We start from the raw sequence: 18,733 nt of genomic DNA on the forward strand, positions 1-18,733 counted from the left end.
TTAGCAAGTGACCGGCGAAGAACTAAGAGTGACCAGTTTGTCTCTCTTGTCAATGTTACCGATTCACCCCTTTCTATTGTTGAGTGCCGCCGCAATAAAGGCCCTGAAAAGGGGGTGCGGGTTCAGAGGCTTGGATTTGAACTCCGGGTGGAACTGACATCCAAGGAACCAAGGGTGATCAGCAATCTCCACCACCTCAACCAGGTCAACTTCCGGATAAACGCCTGAAAGCACCAGGCCGTTGGACTTAAGAGTCTCACGATAACTGTTGTTGAATTCATAACGGTGTCGATGCCGCTCGTAAATATCAGTCGCCCCATACGCTTTCTGGGCAAAGGTGCCTTTGGCTAGACTGCACGGATAGGCACCAAGACGCATGGTCCCACCTTTTTTCGAAACGCCCTTCTGCTCCTCCATCAGGTGTATGACCGGGTTTTCGCACCCTGGCTTGAATTCGCTGGAGAAAGCATCCGTCAAGCCGCACACGTTTCTGGCAAACTCCACGACAGCCATCTGCATGCCGAGGCAGATGCCAAAGAAAGGAATCTTTTTTACACGGGCATATTCGATGGCCATTATCTTCCCCTCAGTGCCCCGCTCACCAAAGCCACCAGGAACAAGGATGCCATCAGCATTGTCCAGCAGACCGTCAACCCCCTCCTGCTCGATTCTCTCAGAATCGACAAAGGTGAGCTTGACCCTGCTCTCATTGGCGATCCCGCCATGTACAAGGGCCTCATTGAGCGATTTGTAGGAATCTGCGAGGTTTACATACTTACCGACAATGGCGATTTTCACCTCGCCATTGGCCGGCTTTCTCAGCTTTTCCACCATCTCCTGCCAAGGGGCAAGGTCCGGCGATTTGGTCCAGATATTGAGCTTTTCCACCACCTGCTCATCCATCCCCTCCCGATGAAGGTTCAGCGGGACGGCATATATCGAATCAGCGTCTGCCGAGGTTATAACTGCTTTTTCGTCCACATTGCAGAACAGGGCGATCTTCGCCTTCAGCTCTCTGGGGAGTTCCTGTTCGCACCGGCAAAGGAGGATATCCGGTTGGATCCCTATCTCCTGTAGCTCCTTTACCGAGTGCTGGGTCGGCTTTGACTTCAGTTCGCCGGCAGTCTTGATATAAGGCACCAGGGTCACATGGAGATAAAGCGTATTGCCTGCCCCACGGTCATGGCGAAACTGACGGATTGCTTCGAGGAATGGCAGCGATTCGATATCGCCGACAGTACCGCCAACCTCGACAATAGCGACATCATGGCCCTTGGCATTTTCCAGAATCTTGCTTTTGATCTCATCGGTTATGTGCGGAATGACCTGGACGGTACCGCCAAGATAGTCGCCACGCCGCTCTTTCTCGATAACCGAATAATAAACCTGTCCGGTGGTAAAGTTACTTTTTTTGGAAAGTTTGGCCGTGGTATATCGTTCATAATGGCCAAGATCCAGATCGGTTTCCGCACCGTCATCAGTAACAAAAACCTCACCATGTTGAAATGGCGACATGGTTCCGGGATCAACATTAATATAGGGATCAAGCTTCTGCAGAGTAACGCGAAGGCCACGTGACTCCAAAAGGGCACCCAGGGATGCAGAGGCCAGCCCTTTGCCGATAGAGGAAACAACCCCTCCAGTTACGAATATAAATTTGGTTTTCATAGCAACTCCAAGCAGTATCTCATTTTCATTGTTTCTTAAGCCATGCCAGAACTTTTTCCAGATCAGCAGGGGTATCTACCCCAATTGATTCATGGGAAGTTTCCACGACTTTTATTCGGTAGCCGTTTTCCAGAGCCCGTAACTGCTCGAGCATTTCCGCTTTTTCAAGGAAGGTAGGCGGAAGCTGTGAGAATTTGAGCAGGAAATCACGGCGATAGACATAAAGACCGACGTGTTTGTAACACAAGAGTTTTCCTGAAACAAAGGCCTCATCCTTCAAGTCGTTCCATTTGTCCCTAAAGTTCGGTAAAGGCGACCGGGAAAAATACAGGGCAAATCCCGCAGAATCAGTCACCACCTTGACCACATTGGGCGAAAGGAAGTCGTGAAGGTTACAGATACGGGATTTGAGCGTACCCATGACAATCGCGGCATCTTCGATGAGTGGAGCAATCGCCGCATCTATCATATCAGGGTCAATAAGCGGCTCATCCCCTTGCACATTGACGATTATGTCGCTATCAAGGCGAGCAGCAACCTCGGCCAGACGATCAGTCCCGGTCTCATGATCTTTGGACGTCATCGCAGCCCGGCCGCCAAACGACCTTACCGCAGCAGCAATCCTCTCATCATCGGTAGCAACGATGACTTCCGAGACAAGAGCAGCCTTTTCAGTTCGCTCATATACATGCTGAACCATCGGTTTACCATGGATATCGGAAAGCGCCTTGCCTTCGAACCTGGTGGACGAGTATCTGGCGGGAATAACCGCTGTGATCTTCATGGGTTTCTTCGCCTTGCGGTGGAATAGTAGCACAAAAGCAATCATGTGCTTCCGTGAAACCGTCCCTTCCTGGGGTGGGACGAACAAGGCTACACTAAATGGTGGAATAGTGTCAAGGAGGGAAAATCAGCTCAGGAGTATTCAGCGAGCCCCTTTGACCAGGCAATGGTTTCCAGTTGGGCAGAAGCCAGCTGGGCGGCAGAAAGCTGAACTTGTGTCAGCAGATCTTCTGCTGCACTGAAGTCCGCCTTTTCCATCTCTTCTGCTATCTGCAGCAGTGTCCCAAGACTCCCCTCCCGGTAAAGCAGGGCGCTTCGAATATCGTCGGTGAGATTGAGCGAAGCAACAACATCATCCACAGTTGTCGAAAGGAGAACATCAACAAGCGACAGGACACCAGCCATGAAAGCCCGCTCCCCCCATTCCTTGTCCTGCATGGGCATATTAGGAACCTGCAGCGCCAGCATCTCCATTAAGCGACCGCGCACCGATGCAAGCTCCAGAAGAGGACTGACTGTCGCTGTGGCCCCTGCACCCTGGCCAGCATAGAGCGCAAGCACAACCCATCTCCTTAGTTGTTGCCGTCCCAGAACCATGATCGCATGCTTGAGTGACCGCACCTTCTCCCGAAGTCCGAAAGCAACGGAATTGACAAGCCTGAGCAACCCATAAATCAGGTTCGGGTTCTGCCTGAAAGAGATTTCAATTTCTGCAAGGTCTGAATCAAGCTGGAGCTGGTTCAGCAACTTCAGCAGGGTTGCGCGCGCCGTATCGATCCTTTTCTGCTTGAGCACCACTGGCCGGGAAAAGTAATATCCCTGGAAAAGCTCAAAACCAAGGGCATGGCAGGCATCGTACTGTTCGCGTGTTTCCACTTTTTCGGCAAGAAATGTGAACCGCCAGCGATTTAACTGCTTCATCATTTCAGGGAGCTGGTCTATGGGTGTCAGCAAAATATCGAACTTGATGACATCTATCACGTTGTATAACGGCTCATACTCTGGAGAGTAGGTATGGTCATCAGCAGCCAACATGAACCCTTTTTCTTTAAGTTCAAGACAACGCGCTATGACCTGATCGGTAATCTCAATATTCTCAAGGAGCTCGATAACGACATGGTCTTTGGGGAGCAGTTCCAGAGGATCGCTCATCAACATATCGGTATTGACGTTGAAAAACGCTTTATGGCGACCGACAACATTGTCGATTCCGAAATCGGTCATTGCATTGAGAATCACACTGGCACTGGCCTGGGTCTGGTCAGTAAAGTCGGCATACTGTTTGTCGGCTGAACGAAACAGGAGTTCGAAGGCAACTATCTGTTGCTCCCGATCCAAGATCGGCTGCCGCCCAAGAAAGAATTTTTCTTCTGCCATGATTCCAGCCCTGCAACTTAAGTAAGTTGAGATTAGTATCTCATGCCGAGAGTCTTAGGACTTCGCGGGCAATCATGTCCAACGGCTTTACATGGTCGACCCCGCCAAGCTTGATCGCTTCGTTCGGCATGCCAAACACCACCGAAGTCGCCTCATCCTGCGCAATGTTTACAGCGCCAGCCTCTTTCATCTCCAGCATCCCCTTGGCGCCATCATCACCCATGCCGGTCATTATGACACCAACGGCATTTTTGCCGGCATAGCGAGCCGCCGAACGAAACAGTACATCGACCGAAGGCCTGTGACGCGACACCAGAGGACCGTCCTTTATTTCGACATAATAGCGAGCCCCACTGCTTTTGAGAAGCATATGGCGATTACCCGGAGCGATCAAGGCACAGCCACGCACTACCGAGTCATTATCTTCAGCCTCTTTTACGGTAATGCGGCAGATGCCGTTCAGACGCTGTGAAAAGGCCCGGGTAAAACCTTCCGGCATATGCTGGACGATGACAATCCCCGGTGAATCAGCAGGGAGGGATTCCAGAAACACACGTAGCGCCTCGGTGCCACCTGTTGACGCCCCCACAACAACCACCTTTTCAGTGGTCCTGATCATGGCCCTCGATGTCGGTTTTTCCATGATAACATCTGCGGTCAGCTTCGGCTGGACCTCGTGGCTTCTCGTGGGGATGCGCCCAAGACGGGCCTCTGAGGCAGCCTTAACAGCATCGCAGATTCTCACTCGTGACTCTTCAAGGAACTGCTTGGTTCCCAGACGCGGCTTGGTAATAATCTCAACAGCACCATATTCCAAAGCCTTGAGAGCAGTCTCCGAACCTTTTTCCGTCAGGCTGGAGCACATCACTACCGGAATGGGGTGCTGGCTCATGATTTTTTGCAGAAAGGTTATCCCGTCCATTCTGGGCATTTCGACATCAAGAGTTATGACATCGGGCACAGCTTCTTTGATCCGCTCGGCAGCAACAAACGGATCGGATGCCGTGGCCATTACCTGAATCTGAGGGTCGGAATTAAGAATATCGGCAAGGGTTTGACGCACTACCGCGGAGTCGTCAACGATCAGAACCTTGATTATCTTTTTCATAAGCAGCCCCCCGGAAGATGTGTAGTATCAGGCATTCAGATCAGTTGGAGAAATCAAAGCGTTGATTTCTCCGATAACAAGGTCCATCGACCGTTCCAACTCCGGGAATAAATCTGCAACACGCTTCATATTCCCTTCTCTGGCAGATTTTTCAATTTCAAATGAAATACATCTAAGCCTCTCGGCACCGATATTTCCGGCAATTCCCTTGAGAGAATGAGCACGTCGCTCCGTTGAGGATTGGTCTTCTGTCCGGATTGCCAAGGCAAGCTCGTTACGCACCTGTGGCGATTCTTCAAGAAAAGTCTGCCAGAGCTCGACAAGAAACTCATCATCACACTCAAGCCTAGCTTTTACTGATTCCGGATCAAGGTGACGCTCTTTTCCTATTGCGACCTCATTGCCACGAGCGTTTTGTAAAAAGTTAAGCATATCGCTTAGAGCGGCGCCATCAAACGGAGCAGCAATAAACTTATTCACAGCTGACTGCTGTTGTCCTTCAAGAAGAGCACCATCCCGATCTGACCCGATTGCCACAATCGGCACAGTACTATTCGTTCCGGCAAATCTGACATTCCGGACCAACGCAACCAAGTCCATGCCATCGATCCCCGGATTATCCATGTTGATAACTATACCATCAAAACAGTAGCGTTCCAGTGCAGCCAGCGCCTCCGTCATGTTCTCAGTATTTTCAAGATGTGCATTGAATAGGTCTGACCGTTCTGCCAAAAGCGCTACCCAGCTCTCATCACATCCGAAAAAGAGAAGTCTCATTTTGCGATCCTCAAAGTTTACGGTAAACGGTTGGATGCACGGTACTCAGCGGAACATTTAGCCCGTTTAGCGTCTCAGAATGCCCCATAAACAGATACCCTCCCGGGACAAGAACCCGACAGAACTTGTTGATCAAGCACTCCTGCGTAGCACGGTCAAAATAGATAATTACGTTGCGGCAAAAAATGATCTCTGCCTGTTCCCGCATGCCGAAATCACTATCCATGAAGTTCAAGCGCCTGAAATAGACCTTTTCCCGCAATTCGGGAACAATGCGAACCATGGGATTTTCGCGATCCTTGCTTCTGAGCAGGTATTTTTTCTTCAATGCCATCGGCACCGGATCTACTTTTTCCTCCTCGTAAACAGCTGTCCTGGCTTTTTCCAAAACCCTCGTCGAGATATCGGTTGCGAGAATATTGTAGGAAAATCCGGCATGGGCCTCAGCATAGTTACTCAACACCATTGAAAGCGTATATGGTTCCTCACCAGTAGAGCACCCAGCACTCCATACCAGAAGCCGCTTTGCGGCACCGGGATGCTGCTTTCTTTCCCATTCAGGCAATACCTGACGCACAAGATAATCAAAATGATCCGGCTCCCTGAAAAAATCGGTCTTGTTCGTTGTAATCAGGTCAATCATCTGGATCAACTCTTCTTCCATCCCTTTATCACTAAAAAGGTAATCGCAGTATTCCGAAAAAGATGTCATCCGCAGCGTCCTGAGACGTTTTTGCAGCCGTGCCTCCAACATGGTTTTTTTAGCGATCGGCATTTTTATGCCGCATTGGCTGTATATGAACTGACTGAGCCGGTTAAAGTCCGCATTGTTTAACCCAGCTCGATCTGAGATATAGGTATCGACAACCATGTCTGATTTCATTCCATTCATTTCCGGCACCCCTGTAACCAATGTTGATTTCGGCAAGCCAACCCTTTTAGGACGACCATAAAGATGAGAGGTTTAAGATCTGTCGATTGAGAGTTGATAACCGGCATCCGACTTTATATCGAGACGAAAAAACGATACCGATTCCTGCAACTGCTCGGCATGCAAGGAAAGCTCTTCCGCAGTTGAAGCTGTCTCTTCGGCCAGGGAGGAGTTATTTTGAATGACCTGGTCCAGTTGTTGAATTGCGATTGACACCTGCTCAATCCCCTGATGCTGCTCCCGGCAAGAGGCGCTTATTTCCTGGAGCAATTCAGCTGTTTTCTGTATCTCCGGAACGACTTTTTCCAGTAGACCTCCAGCTCGTTCAGACACGGTCAAACTAGAAGTAGTGAGTCTTGAAATTTCAGCTGCCGCTTTCTGACTCCGCTCGGCAAGTTTCCTGACCTCGCTTGCCACAACAGCAAAACCTTTCCCCTGTTCTCCAGCTCGCGCCGCCTCTATAGCGGCATTCAGAGCCAACAGATTAGTCTGCCGGGCAATCTCTTCAATAATAAAGGTGCGACCGGCAATTTCCTTCATTGCTCTTACTGTCTCACTAACAGCATTGCCGCCCTCTTTTGCATCAAGGGAATTCTGCATGGCTATCCTGTCTGTCTGCAATGCATTGTCAGCGGTCTGCCTCACGGTTGAAGCCATCTCCTCCATTGAAGAAGATGCCTGTTCTGCAGCGGAAGCCTGCTCGCTGGAGCCCTGGGAAAGCTCCTCTGCGCTTGCCGACAATTGTCGGCTCCCTGTTGCGACGGAATCAGCCGACTGCTTTACCTGCTTAACCACAAACTTCAGCCGTTCAACCATCTGTTGCATCGCCTTAAGAAGTTGAGCCGCTTCGTCACTCCCATCGACATCAATCTGCATGGTCAGATCTCCAGAGGCAAGCCTGTTGGAAAGATCAACCGCGACCCCAAGAGGAGTTACAATACTCCTGGTGATAACTATAGTCTCAGCAATCGCGATAACAATCGCGATCACGCTGAAAATCATGAGTGAGTAAAACATGTTTGAAGATTTTTCTATAATGCCTTTGCGCACATCATCCATCCGGGCAACACTATTACGCGCAAAATCATCAGCTATCATTTCCATGGTGCGAATGTTTGCCTTTACCGGCATCAACGCCTTGTTTGCGTCCTCACCGCTAAGCAGTTTTCCACGATCGATCTGCTCATAAATCTGGTTGAACCCATTTAGGTAAATCTGCACATTATCGTGAAGTTTGCGAATGCTCTGGCGGTCATTTTCGCTGGGGGAAAGCTTTTCCAGTGCAGTTAGCGCGGTGTTAAGAGCAGTGCCGGCCTCTTTCCATTTCTGGTAATAATCATCCCTGATCGATTTTGACACTTCAACGTTCAGGAACAGGTCTTTCTCGTAACGTCGCATTTCAAGAACACTGATTTTAAGTGCTGCGGCCTGGCGCACAACTTCCGCATCTCCATCAAGCATGCCGATGGTGACATGTTCCACAGATTTCAACCCCCCACCACCCATGTACGCCACCAGCACCAGAAGAACCACCACAGAACCAAAAGCGATTGACAGTCGCCTGCCAACCCTCATTTTCCCAAGCTTCATAATAATTACTCCACATACGTGCCATCTAATAATGACTATTAAATGCTCTTATCGACAGATATGAGAAATCCTTCAGGAAAGTTATCAAGGGACCAAAAAAAAGCGCCACAGGAAATGTGGCGCTTGATCAAGCTTACTGACTCAACTTGTGTGCAGCTAACAATAAAAGGCAAAAATTGTCTCAGCCAAATGAGGACTATTTAAAATCCGCGTATCGGGAAATCACATAATCTGTGGCAGCGGCATCCTTGGCATGACACTCAAAACAATTCTTAACCGGGTCGAGAGACTTGTTATGCTTGCCGTCAGGGGTGAAACCGGCAAAAAGCCAGCCGCCGGTTGCCTTTTGCTTCTTGTCCTTTTGCATCAGCACCACCATATTCTTCTTGCCTTTAACCGGTTTCCCGCCCTCTTCACGAATATTGTAGTAATCAACTACAAACTGACTCCCTTCGGGATATTTCCCGCCATTCCGGTAGGTAGCCATCGCCTTTTTGTCTACATAGATATAATGCACCCCATAAAACAAGGAACTCTTATCGGTAACAACCTTTTCCTTGCTCTTATCCCACTTTTCATAACCCTTGGGTAAACGAATCCCTGCTGCCGACGCAACCTGAAAAGATCCGGCAACTATGAGCATTGCCGCTACACTTCTGATAAACCATTTCATTTAAGCAGTCCTCCAGTATTTTTCTTCAATATTAAAATGAGGAAGGGCCACGACAAAAAATCCACGGCCCTTCCGGTTCCTCGATGTCCACTGCCATGCAGCGATTTACTGGCCAGTCACCCTATTTCTTTTTTTTGTTGCAGTTATCGCAATCATGGGTTTTCTTACTATTTTTATTTTTGTGTTTTCCGCAGCCACCCTTGGAACAATCCACTGGGTCAAGATCACATTCGGTCAAACAGCCGCCGGTAAGCCCCTGTCGCTTTGCAGAATCCTGAATTTTTGCTCTAAGGCCGACCATCTCCTTACGAAGCGCATCAACCTTGGCCTGATCGGGCTTCTTCTTTGCAAGCTCCTGCTTGAGTTCCAAACGCCTGATCATCATATCGTCGCGCTCGGTAAGCGTCTCTTTCTGGAATATCCGCACCTTCTCAATATCAGGATTGTCCCCAAACATCCCATCGCCACCATTACAACCGATACCGGCATAGACAGCAGTCCCTCCCAGAACAGTCAAAGCCAATGCAATGCCGATTGCCATTTTTTTTGTCATTGAGTGCTACCTCCTTTGATAATGATCCTTGTTTAACAGTTAAAAGCTATTTAAACCCGGTCAGGTAGAAATAAACGTCGAAATTATTACACAAGAGCACACTAAGAAGAAAGATTATTCGTAGGCACCGGGAAAGAAAGCGTCACAGTGGTTCCCTTCCCAAGTTCACTTGAAATGGCAACAGTCCCGCCGTGCAGGATCATGATAGACCTGACAATGGAGAGTCCAAGACCCGATCCTTTTATATTGGCCGTGCCCCCGCCCGAAACCCTGTAAAACCGATCAAAAAGTCTGTCCAGATGTTCCTTGTCAATACCGCAACCTTGATCCGACACCGATATTTCAACAAATTGCTGTTGATTTGCCGCCTCAAGAGTAATAATGCCACCTTCGGAACCATATTTAATGGCATTCGAGATAAGATTACTGATTGCCCTTCGTAACAAGGTAGCATCGGCCCAGACAAAAACGCCGGGGTCGCACAGCACGATGAAAGCCTTTCCCTGGGCATATTCAGCATAGTAATCCTGTAAATTATGAATTTCGTCATTTACCCTGATCTGTTCGAACTTCATCTCTACTTCCCTGGAGTCAGCCATCGCCAGGAAAAGTAGGCTTTCAACAATCCTTGTCAGCCGCTGGTACTCTTCCAGACTCGATTCTATAACTCTTTCATACTCTTCGCCGCTTCTCTTTCTATTGAGAGCGATCTCGGCCTCTCCCCTGAGAATGCCTAGCGGAGTGCGAATCTCGTGGGCAAGATTAGCAGCATAGCTTCTCATCCGATCAAACGACTCCTGCAATCGGTCCAGCATCACATCCAGAGAATTTGCAAGTGTTGATAATTCGCGAGGCCATATTTCCGAAGAGAACCGTTCGCCAAGCTTGCTTGCCGTGATCTGTCTGGCCTTGTCTGCTATTGCCGTAAGAGGACGCAAGCCTCGCGAGGTAATATAGCGCCCTGCCAAACCGGCAAGGGAGACCCCCAACAAAAGAGTAGCAAAGATCTTTATTGCATAATCCCTGAGGACATGTTCCAAGTTGGAAATATCCAGCGCAATCTGCACCGTCCTTAATCTGCTTGCAGTTACGTTCACAGCAAAGGCTTCAGCTAAATAAACTTTGTCATTGAGTTTTATCTTATCGAAATCATGCAGTGCAGGTAGGTTGTAGGGAACTGGAGAATGAAAGGCCTTCACCGGGATCAGATGACCCATGGACGGGGTCTCAATGACAGACACATCGTTGGCATCGAGCAGTCTGACATAAAGCTTTGCATATTCTTTCTCTCCAGAACTGATAATCTTCCTGGAAAGCCCGCCGAGATCGCCCAGATCAACCAGTGCGACGATCAGTGCCACCTCATCCCGCATGTAGGCAACAGTGTGACTTTTGAGGCTTTGCGACAACCCCCAGTAAAGCATCATCATGCAGATGAAAAGAATAATGAACACTGACAGCAGAAAATACGCTGCGAGTTGATTGGCAATAGAGAGTTTTGATGTCCCGGGAAGAGGCATTTAGCGCTCAGCCACGGTCTTCCAAAACATATCCGACCCCTCTTACCGTGTGAATCAATTTTTTTTCAAAGGGGTCATCAACTTTTGCCCTTAAACGACGCATATGGACATCAACAACATTGGTTTCATGAAAATCATCAAGATTCCAGATCCGCTCAGCTATCCGTGTTCGGGATAAGGCTTCGCCCTTGTTTTTAAGAAGCAGGGAAAGCAGGGTAAACTCCTTCGGAGTCAGGTCAATTCTGGTCCCTTGTCGTGTTACCCGGTGGGCGGCGAGATCAAGCTCCAGATCATCGACGGCATAACGGATCTCAACCGATCTAGGCTGCCCCCGACGCAAAACAGTATGGATTCGCGCCAGAAGCTCGGCAAAAGCAAACGGCTTGACGATATAATCATCAGCGCCCAGTTTCAGACCTTGCAGTCTATCCTCAAGACCATCCAGTGCTGTTAGAAATATGACCGGCGTCAAATTGCTCTTTTCACGAAGGCTTTTTAACACCTCCCTGCCATCCATCCCAGGTAACATGACATCCAGGATAATAATGTCATAATCAGAGGACGTAGCAAGTTTCAATGCGTCCGTGCCATAGTGAGCAACATCAACTCTGAAGCCGTTTTCCAGTAGCCCCTTTTTAATGAAATCAGCTGTTTTGAACTCATCCTCCACAACCAGAACTCTCATAAAAAACTTCTCCCCACATCCATTTTGACACTAACGGGTTTCAGTATATCATACGTTTGAGTTATCGGCCAAGACTCGCAAGAGAGTCAACCTACCGTCGGCAAGGGCTATTTTCTAACAATTATCTCCCGAGCCATCGCGGTGTCAATGGCAAACTCGGAAAACCCAACTCTGAAAATGTAGGATGGAAAGCTCTGCAACAAAGTTATTTTGTTCCCAGGCAGCACCCCAAGAGCCATAAGTTTCTGCATCTTTTTGTCGTCCCCGCTCTGCAGGTAAGCGATTTCCCCTTCTTCACCGGATTTCAGCTCGGTGAGCGACACCACACCCAGATCGCCACTGTTACGAGCAGCTTCACAGCAGTCACCCGCGGGAATCGCCTTGCCATGCGGACAGGTTGCCGGGTGGTTCAGCATGGTGCAGATCTTGGTGTCCACCCCCTCATTCAGCAGGTGTTCGAACTGGCAGGCCTTGTCTTCCGCATTCTCACCGCGAATGTTAAGGACATCCATCATCAAACGTTCAGCAAGTCGATGGCGGCGTATGGTAGTCCTCCCTTCTTCGCGTCCTTCGGGGCGGAAGTAAAGCCTCCCCTGCTTCAGCTCGACAAGGGCAAGAGAAGTGAGTTCCATGACTGCCGGGTCGTCGCTGGCAACACTGAGCGACTCCAACTCTGCAAACCCTTTCCCTTCCTCTTCTATAGCTATCCACATCGATTCCAGGATCTCTTCGGACTTTTCAGACAATTTCATGGTTTCGCTCCCTTTATCATCCCTTTCAGCTTTTTCAAAATTCCTGGTTCTTCCGGGTTTTCGTAGAAACATCTAGGGCACCGGACCATATGGCAGCCACCGGGCTTGCCGCATTGTCCGCATCCCCGTATCCCTTCCGACTCACCGAACTCATGGCCACAGTATCCGCACCGAATCATAACAGTCTAGTCACTACCAGAAACTGATTCAGCAGATAACCACTGCCGAAGGCCATGAATGTCACAAAAGCCCCAATTGCCAGAGAAACTGTCCAGCCGCGCTCCTTCTTCATAATCAGGAACTGGGCTACGCATGGTATGAACAAAGTCAGTGTTACTGCAGCTACCGTAAGCTGCCTCGCGTCAAGTATACCCTTGGTCTGCAGGTCGTAAAGTCCTGCAGCGCCATAATCTCTCCGAAAAAACCCGAAAATGAACGCCACGGTAACCTCCTTGGGCAACCCGAGGAGGTTCATGAGCGGAGTGAGCCAGTCAATAAGCTTTACGAAGAAGTTGGTGATCTTGCCGAGCCATAACAGTATCGACGCCAGGACGAACAGTGGCAGAATCTCCAGGAAATACCACTGCATCCGGGTGTAGGTCTTGGTCAGGATGTTTGATAACTGCGGCATCCTCATCGGCGGAAGTTCCATGTAAAACATCGGGGTTTCGCCCGGCATAAGCCTGGCCGCGAGAAAACCTATCACTAGAAAAATCAGGAGCAGGCAGGCGCCCCAGACCAGAAGTGTCGCCGGATTTTTCGATAGTATGGACAAAATCACCCCAAGCTGCGCCGAGCACGGAATTGCCAGCGCCAGCAACAATGTGGCAATCACCCGCTCCCTGACCGTTTCCAGGGTCCGGGTAACCATCGTTGCCATGGTATCGCAGCCGAAGCCGAGAACCATTGGGATAACCGCCCGGCCGGTAAGCCCTATTTTCTTAAAGATCCGGTCAACCAGAAGTGCCAGGCGGGGGAAATAGCCACTGTCCTCAAGTAGCGAGAAAAACAGGAAAAAAGTGGCGACAATCGGCAGAATTATGCCCACTGCGTAGCGGAGCCCCAAGGTTATGATGCCATATTCTCCGACCAAAAGTTCCTGAATTGCCCACCACGGAACCAGTCTCTTGACCACGTCAATTATCCATGGGTTAAAAAATCCTTCAAACACCTTCCCTTCCAGCAGATCCACCAGTGTCCCAGCGCCAAAATCACCAACAAACTTGTAAAGTCCAAAATACAGGACGATCAAAAGCAAAGGGATCCCGGTTGCCGGTCGCACGGCCAGGATCGACAACCGCTCGCCATTGGTAACCATACGCTTATCAGGCAACTGCAAAACGCCATGGATAATCCCCTTAACGATCCCCTTCCACTCCAGTGAAAGATCAAGATTGAAGGTTTCTCGCCGGGTAAAGGCAATCTCTTTTACCACTTCCTCGATTGAAGGGTAGCCTCCCCCCTCCTTTTCCCTGACTAGAGCAGCAACCTCATCGTCACGCTGCAGCAAAAGGAGAGCAAGCGAGCGCTTTGACAAGGGGTAATCTCCGCGCAACTGGCCGGCAACCCTTTCGATGTCCCGTTCCAGCGTCGGGCTGTACCTGACTGAAGATCGGCCAACCTCCCCAAAAGAGGATATGGCATCGCGGATAGCATCCAAGCCGCGCTTTCTGGCTGTAGCAGCACCAATAGCCTGCACTCCCAGTTTTTGGGAAAGCTGCTGAAAGTCTATCGTCAAACCAAGCCGCTCAGCCTCATCCATGATATTGACAACCAGGACAACCGGCAATCCAGCATCAATGAGCTGCAGAGTCATTGGCAGCATCCGCTCTAAATTGCGGCCATCCACGACATGTAGCACCACGTCTGGTCTTTCTGTAAGGAGGATTTCGCGTGCCACCCGCTCTTCTTCAGTAATCGGCAGTAAAGCATACATGCCGGGGGTATCTATTATTTCAAAACCCTCGCCATTGATCTGCGCCGAACCTCGGGAAACCTCAACCGAGGTGCCGGGATAGTTAGACACCGTAACATAGGCCCCGGTGAGGGCATTGAAAAGAGCACTTTTGCCGACATTCGGGTTGCCGACAAGCGCAACCCGCTTGCGTGATTTCATTTCTGAAGAGTTCTCAGTAGCATTTTTTCCGGATAACAAGGACATCAGGGTAATTCCTCTCAAACATATTGCTCTTGAAAATCATTTTCACTTATTGTGCAAAATAAATCACGCCTTGCATTTGGCGCAAACACCATACAACTCAAGCTTGTGGTTCTCAATCTGGAAGCCGTGCGCAGCGGCCACATCCTGCTGCAACTGCTCAATAGTCTCGTTCTCGAACTCGATAATCGTACCGCACCTGGTACAGACCAGATGGTCGTGATGCTCACCTTCGTTGGCATGTTCATAGCGGGTCTGACCGTCGCCAAACTGAATCTCGCGCGCAATGCCGGATTCAGCAAACAGCTTGAGAGTCCTGTAAACTGTTGCATAGCCTATGTTAGGGTTCTTAGTGCGAAGCTTAAGATACAACTCCTCAATACTGATATGCCTGCTGGAAGAGAGAAAACAGTCGAGAATGATATCCCGCTGCCGGGTGGACTTCAGCCCTTTCTGGGCAATGAACTGGCGAAACTTGTTGGTCTTTGTGTGTTTCACGCCACCCCCCTTTTTGAAAGTGATTTTCATCTTACATTTCACAATATCGTGCGTCAAGTATTAATTCTGTAAATGTAAAATTACAACTATAGTCTCACACACCGGAGTAGCATCTGCCACGGGTGTAGCTTAATTGCAACAATGGTAATATTTTTTCCTTGTGGTAAATACTTTACCGTACTCCAAACTAAAAACCGCCTGAAGGCGGGGAGCCACATGGCCTTTGCGAGACTCTACAACCCGGTATCACTCATTGTCGCATGCATGCTTTGTTTAGCCATGCTTGGCTTAACCAAGACAGCATATGCTTTGGAGAAGGCTACTGTGCAGCTCAAATGGCTGCACCATTTCCAATTTGCCGGGTATTATGCCGCCCTTGACAAAGGCTTCTACCGGGATGCCGGTCTGGATGTTTCAATAATTGAAGGCGGACCGACTACAGAGGTGGAAAAACTCGTCGCGGCAGGACGTGCCGATTTTGGCGTCGGAACATCTGCATTATTGCTGCATAACGCCCATGGCGAAGATTTTGTTGTTCTTGGCCAGGTGTTTCAGCATTCGCCAGCCGTTTTTCTGACCCCTCGCAAAACAGGTATCCGTACGATTGCCGATATGGCTGGGCGTAGATTTATGTACTCTAGCCAGCATGGTGACATGCTCGCTCTTTTGAGAAAACATGGAATAGAAGAAGACGACTTTACACCGATTGATCATCAGGGAGACCCGTACGATCTGATCAATGGCAAGGCCGATGTCATGCTTGCCTACAGCTTTAATGAGCCATTTATCCTTGAACAGTCAGGAGAGGCATATTTCACGTTTTCACCATTAACCAATGGTATCGATTTCTACGGAGACAATTTCTTTACCACACGCAAGCTCGCCAAGGATCGTCCTGAATATGTCAAAGCGTTCCGGGAGGCCACGCTCAAAGGGTGGCGCTACGCGTTGGACAACAAAGCAGAAATTTCAGACCTGATCCTTTCCAAATATTCAAAAGTTAAAAGCAAAGAGTGGCTGATGTTTGAGGCCAATCAACTGTACACACTTATCCAGCCCGAACTGGTCGAGCTGGGGTACCAAAATCCGGCACGCTGGAAACACATTAGCCAGACATTTGTCGGCCTGGGCATGCTCCCTTCTGGATTCGATCCTACACCAATCATCTACAACCCGAGCCCGCCAAGGGATTATCGCATACTGATAATGTCTATCGCAGTTGCCACGCTAATTATAACTGTGTTGAGCGGATTGGTAATTACTTTCAGAAGACTCAACCGGCAACTGTCCAATACCCACAGAGAATTGGAACATAACATTGGCCAACTACGCGTCTTATTTGAAACATCAATGGCCGGTATCTTGACGTGCGACCCGACAGGACGGATCACCATTGCCAACAAGCGAATGGAAGAAATGTTTGGCTACAGTACGGCTGAGCTCATCGGTTTCCCCTACCCGGAACTGGTACATCCCGATCAGAAAACCTTCGGCACTGACCTCATGCATCAGATTCTGTCTAAGAAAATTGATCATGTCAGCACTGAACGCCACTATATCCGCAAGGACGGGACCGATTTCTACGGCTATATATCCGTGCGCCGTCACGAAGATGCCAATGGCGACCTCATAAGCCTGGTATGCCACATATCAGATATCACTGAACTTAAACGAGCTGAACAGGATCAGCTATACCTGGAAAAGCAGTTCCTGCATGCCCAAAAACTTGAAAGCCTTGGGGTGCTTGCTGGGGGTATCGCCCATGATTTCAACAATCTGCTCACCGGAATCCTCGGCAATATTTCTTATGCCAGGATGTTGCTCGATGAATCCCATAAGGCGCACAAGATTCTCCTTGAAGCAGAAAAGGCCTCTCAGCGAGCATCCGGGCTTACCCAGCAGTTGCTGACCTTTGCCAAAGGGAGCCAGCCGATAAAAAAAGTCGCCTCAGCCAAACAGTTGATAGAATCGGCTACTTCGCTGGTTCTGAGTGGCTCAAAGGTAAAATGTTCCGTAGTGCTTCCGGATACCATTAATGCGCTTGAAGTAGACGAGGGGCAGATATTTCAGGCATTCCACAACATCATTATCAATGCGGTTCAGGCAATGCCGGATGGCGGCATATTGTCCATCTGCGCAGAAAACGCCACTGTTGACGCACAGAGCCTGCTCCCCTTGAATCCGGGTAGGTATGTCAAGTTCAGCTTTGCGGACAAAGGGCATGGCATATCGGAAGAGAACCAGAAAAAGATTTTCGATCCGTATTTTACTACAAAAGCAGATGGAAACGGACTTGGGCTGGCTTCGGTCTACTCAATCATCGTTAAGCATGGTGGGCATATATCGGTGCGTTCAACTATCGGTATTGGTACTACCTTTGAGATTTACCTGCCGGCCACCGCTGATAGACCCGATGAACCGGCGGATGAACTACCAGCGCTGCTGGCAAAAGGGAGCAGTACCGCATCGATCCTTTTGATGGATGATGAAGTAATGATCCGGAACCTTGCAGAAGACATGCTCACCAGCTTGGGATACCAAGTACAGACCTGTGTTAATGGGGAGGAAGCCATTTCCATGTACAAGGCTGCTCTCAAAGCAGGGACTCCATACGCTGCCGTCATCATGGACCTTACCATTCCCGGCGGCTTGGGCGGCAGAGAGGCGGCGAAAGAGATCCTTGATTTTGACAAAAATGCGGTGATGATCGTTTCCAGCGGCTACTCCAACGATCCGGTCATGGCTGAACATACTAAATTCGGTTTCCGGGCCGTGCTGGCCAAGCCGTATAAGGCCCATGAGATCGTAATGGTTTTAGATGAACTGCTCAAAGTAAAGCATTGAATCGATCTGCTTTAGCACAACCAACGCGAAACAGCCCATCCTTAAACCCTCTCACACATTAGAGTCTAGCCAATTGTTGCACAATTGTTCCATTTCCAACACAACTGCCGACAATCAGCTGCTAGCTTGCCCCAGCTAACACCCTATAATTACGCAGATAATCCCCTAAGCAACTATGGCACAATAGTTGTTATTAGACTCCTAGAGAAAAGCATATGTTCACCTGCGATAGAGAAAGGGGATCAATCAATGGAAACTACACAAACTTCGTCAGATAATAAAACAGGACTTAATGCCTTGCAGATGGTTGGATTTACCGTTGGAGAAGAGGAGTTCTGTGTAGATATCCTTAAGGTGCAGGAAATAATCCGCATGGTGAAAATCACCCATATGCCTAATGCACCTGAATATGTTGAGGGGATCATCAACCTCCGCAACAGGGTGATTCCGGTCATCGATTTCCGCAAGAAAATGCACTTTTCCGAAGCTACGCAAGCAAATGATAATGATCGCAGGATTGTCGTGATTTCATTCGGCAAGACCCTGGTGGGGCTGATCGTCGATAAAGTGTCGCATGTCATGAAAATAGCGCCGGATCAGATTACCGCCACCCCTGAAGTCATAAAGGGATATGACAGCGAATGTTTGATGGGCGTTGGTCGGGTAAACGAAAAATTGATCGTGCTGCTGGACCTGGACAAAATGTTCAAGCAGGAAGAGACGGAACTCCTTCCACAGGCAGCTTGACAGGCTCTTCGCCATAAAAACCAAACAAAGAGGCCGCGTCTTTTCAGATGCGGCCTCTTTGTTTTTGAG

16 protein-coding genes and 2 pseudogenes are annotated in these 18,733 nt (G+C 49.2%); 2 read left to right on the forward strand and 16 right to left on the reverse strand.

All coding sequences use genetic code 11. The features are described from left to right. Positions 1-63: 63 nt before the first annotated feature. The 16 genes and pseudogenes from pyrG to KI809_RS03150 form a co-directional block, all read right to left on the reverse strand. On the reverse strand, positions 64-1,668 hold the full coding sequence (gene pyrG, locus KI809_RS03085; protein ID WP_214170030.1) for a CTP synthase: 1,605 nt from the start codon (positions 1,666-1,668) through the stop codon (positions 64-66). A 25-nt stretch (positions 1,669-1,693) separates the two neighbouring features. Next, positions 1,694-2,452: a 3-deoxy-manno-octulosonate cytidylyltransferase gene (gene kdsB, locus KI809_RS03090; RefSeq protein WP_214170031.1), complete on the reverse strand. Its 759-nt coding sequence runs from the start codon at positions 2,450-2,452 to the stop codon at positions 1,694-1,696. Positions 2,453-2,583: 131 nt separating this feature from the next. After that, entirely contained in the window at positions 2,584-3,828 is a 1,245-nt protein-coding gene (locus KI809_RS03095; protein ID WP_214170032.1) for an EAL and HDOD domain-containing protein, read from the reverse strand. 40 nt (positions 3,829-3,868) lie between these two features. Then, the gene (locus tag KI809_RS03100) at positions 3,869-4,936 is read right to left on the reverse strand and encodes a protein-glutamate methylesterase/protein-glutamine glutaminase (protein ID WP_214170033.1); all 1,068 of its coding nucleotides are present in this window, start codon (positions 4,934-4,936) and stop codon (positions 3,869-3,871) included. Between the two features lie 27 nt (positions 4,937-4,963). Beyond that, complete coding sequence (locus KI809_RS03105) at positions 4,964-5,713, reverse strand: Hpt domain-containing protein (RefSeq protein WP_214170034.1); 750 nt, start codon at positions 5,711-5,713, stop codon at positions 4,964-4,966. A 10-nt stretch (positions 5,714-5,723) separates the two neighbouring features. Next, a complete protein-coding gene (locus tag KI809_RS03110; protein ID WP_246559228.1) occupies positions 5,724-6,596 on the reverse strand; it encodes a CheR family methyltransferase in 873 nt (290 codons plus the stop codon). A gap of 132 nt (positions 6,597-6,728) precedes the next feature. Beyond that, positions 6,729-7,595 (reverse strand): annotated as a pseudogene (locus KI809_RS21010) (methyl-accepting chemotaxis protein); the annotation flags it as partial. Between the two features lie 222 nt (positions 7,596-7,817). Then, positions 7,818-8,234 (reverse strand): annotated as a pseudogene (locus tag KI809_RS21015) (MCP four helix bundle domain-containing protein); the annotation flags it as partial. A 196-nt stretch (positions 8,235-8,430) separates the two neighbouring features. Next, complete coding sequence (locus tag KI809_RS03120) at positions 8,431-8,907, reverse strand: cytochrome P460 family protein (RefSeq protein WP_214170036.1); 477 nt, start codon at positions 8,905-8,907, stop codon at positions 8,431-8,433. 121 nt (positions 8,908-9,028) lie between these two features. Next, positions 9,029-9,460: a Spy/CpxP family protein refolding chaperone gene (locus tag KI809_RS03125; protein WP_214170037.1), complete on the reverse strand. Its 432-nt coding sequence runs from the start codon at positions 9,458-9,460 to the stop codon at positions 9,029-9,031. Positions 9,461-9,561: 101 nt separating this feature from the next. Then, on the reverse strand, positions 9,562-10,980 hold the full coding sequence (locus KI809_RS03130; protein WP_214170038.1) for a heavy metal sensor histidine kinase: 1,419 nt from the start codon (positions 10,978-10,980) through the stop codon (positions 9,562-9,564). Between the two features lie 7 nt (positions 10,981-10,987). After that, entirely contained in the window at positions 10,988-11,665 is a 678-nt protein-coding gene (locus tag KI809_RS03135) for a heavy metal response regulator transcription factor (protein ID WP_214170039.1), read from the reverse strand. A gap of 107 nt (positions 11,666-11,772) precedes the next feature. Continuing rightward, complete coding sequence (locus tag KI809_RS03140; protein WP_214170040.1) at positions 11,773-12,417, reverse strand: metal-dependent transcriptional regulator; 645 nt, start codon at positions 12,415-12,417, stop codon at positions 11,773-11,775. Beyond that, positions 12,414-12,596, reverse strand: a complete 183-nt coding sequence (locus tag KI809_RS20460) for a hypothetical protein (RefSeq protein WP_246559147.1) — start codon at positions 12,594-12,596, stop codon at positions 12,414-12,416. The genes KI809_RS03140 and KI809_RS20460 overlap by 4 nt, the downstream gene beginning before the upstream one ends. Then, entirely contained in the window at positions 12,593-14,533 is a 1,941-nt protein-coding gene (gene feoB / locus KI809_RS03145) for a ferrous iron transport protein B (RefSeq protein WP_246559148.1), read from the reverse strand. The genes KI809_RS20460 and feoB overlap by 4 nt, the downstream gene beginning before the upstream one ends. Before the next feature lie 108 nt (positions 14,534-14,641). Beyond that, positions 14,642-15,103, reverse strand: coding sequence for a Fur family transcriptional regulator (locus KI809_RS03150; protein ID WP_214170042.1), 462 nt, complete (start codon positions 15,101-15,103; stop codon positions 14,642-14,644). Between the two features lie 186 nt (positions 15,104-15,289). Between KI809_RS03150 and KI809_RS03155 the strand changes: the two genes are divergently transcribed. Both KI809_RS03155 and KI809_RS03160 read left to right on the forward strand, forming a co-directional pair. Further along, positions 15,290-17,917 carry an ABC transporter substrate-binding protein gene (locus KI809_RS03155; protein WP_214170043.1) on the forward strand — a complete coding sequence of 876 codons (2,628 nt, stop codon included), beginning with the start codon at positions 15,290-15,292 and terminating at the stop codon, positions 17,915-17,917. A 249-nt stretch (positions 17,918-18,166) separates the two neighbouring features. Beyond that, positions 18,167-18,664 carry a chemotaxis protein CheW gene (locus KI809_RS03160; protein WP_214170044.1) on the forward strand — a complete coding sequence of 166 codons (498 nt, stop codon included), beginning with the start codon at positions 18,167-18,169 and terminating at the stop codon, positions 18,662-18,664. The last annotated feature ends 69 nt before the right edge of the window (positions 18,665-18,733 follow it).

Origin of the sequence: Geoanaerobacter pelophilus (assembly GCF_018476885.1) — a bacterium.
Taxonomy (GTDB): domain Bacteria; phylum Desulfobacterota; class Desulfuromonadia; order Geobacterales; family DSM-12255; genus Geoanaerobacter; species Geoanaerobacter pelophilus.

What these genes read in the sequence shown, in the direction of transcription:
- KI809_RS03095 (WP_214170032.1), bottom strand. Translation starts at nt 3,828, where the DNA reads ATGGCAGAAGAAAAATTCTTTCTTGGGCGGCAGCCGATCTTGGATCGG.
- KI809_RS03160 (WP_214170044.1), top strand. Translation starts at nt 18,167, where the DNA reads ATGGAAACTACACAAACTTCGTCAGATAATAAAACAGGACTTAATGCC.
- KI809_RS20460 (WP_246559147.1), bottom strand. Translation starts at nt 12,596, where the DNA reads ATGATTCGGTGCGGATACTGTGGCCATGAGTTCGGTGAGTCGGAAGGG.
- KI809_RS03140 (WP_214170040.1), bottom strand. Translation starts at nt 12,417, where the DNA reads ATGAAATTGTCTGAAAAGTCCGAAGAGATCCTGGAATCGATGTGGATA.
- KI809_RS03155 (WP_214170043.1), top strand. Translation starts at nt 15,290, where the DNA reads ATGGCCTTTGCGAGACTCTACAACCCGGTATCACTCATTGTCGCATGC.
- KI809_RS03100 (WP_214170033.1), bottom strand. Translation starts at nt 4,936, where the DNA reads ATGAAAAAGATAATCAAGGTTCTGATCGTTGACGACTCCGCGGTAGTG.
- pyrG (WP_214170030.1), bottom strand. Translation starts at nt 1,668, where the DNA reads ATGAAAACCAAATTTATATTCGTAACTGGAGGGGTTGTTTCCTCTATC.
- KI809_RS03120 (WP_214170036.1), bottom strand. Translation starts at nt 8,907, where the DNA reads ATGAAATGGTTTATCAGAAGTGTAGCGGCAATGCTCATAGTTGCCGGA.
- KI809_RS03130 (WP_214170038.1), bottom strand. Translation starts at nt 10,980, where the DNA reads ATGCCTCTTCCCGGGACATCAAAACTCTCTATTGCCAATCAACTCGCA.
- kdsB (WP_214170031.1), bottom strand. Translation starts at nt 2,452, where the DNA reads ATGAAGATCACAGCGGTTATTCCCGCCAGATACTCGTCCACCAGGTTC.
- KI809_RS03105 (WP_214170034.1), bottom strand. Translation starts at nt 5,713, where the DNA reads ATGAGACTTCTCTTTTTCGGATGTGATGAGAGCTGGGTAGCGCTTTTG.
- KI809_RS03150 (WP_214170042.1), bottom strand. Translation starts at nt 15,103, where the DNA reads ATGAAAATCACTTTCAAAAAGGGGGGTGGCGTGAAACACACAAAGACC.
- feoB (WP_246559148.1), bottom strand. Translation starts at nt 14,533, where the DNA reads ATGAAATCACGCAAGCGGGTTGCGCTTGTCGGCAACCCGAATGTCGGC.
- KI809_RS03135 (WP_214170039.1), bottom strand. Translation starts at nt 11,665, where the DNA reads ATGAGAGTTCTGGTTGTGGAGGATGAGTTCAAAACAGCTGATTTCATT.
- KI809_RS03125 (WP_214170037.1), bottom strand. Translation starts at nt 9,460, where the DNA reads ATGACAAAAAAAATGGCAATCGGCATTGCATTGGCTTTGACTGTTCTG.
- KI809_RS03110 (WP_246559228.1), bottom strand. Translation starts at nt 6,596, where the DNA reads ATGAAATCAGACATGGTTGTCGATACCTATATCTCAGATCGAGCTGGG.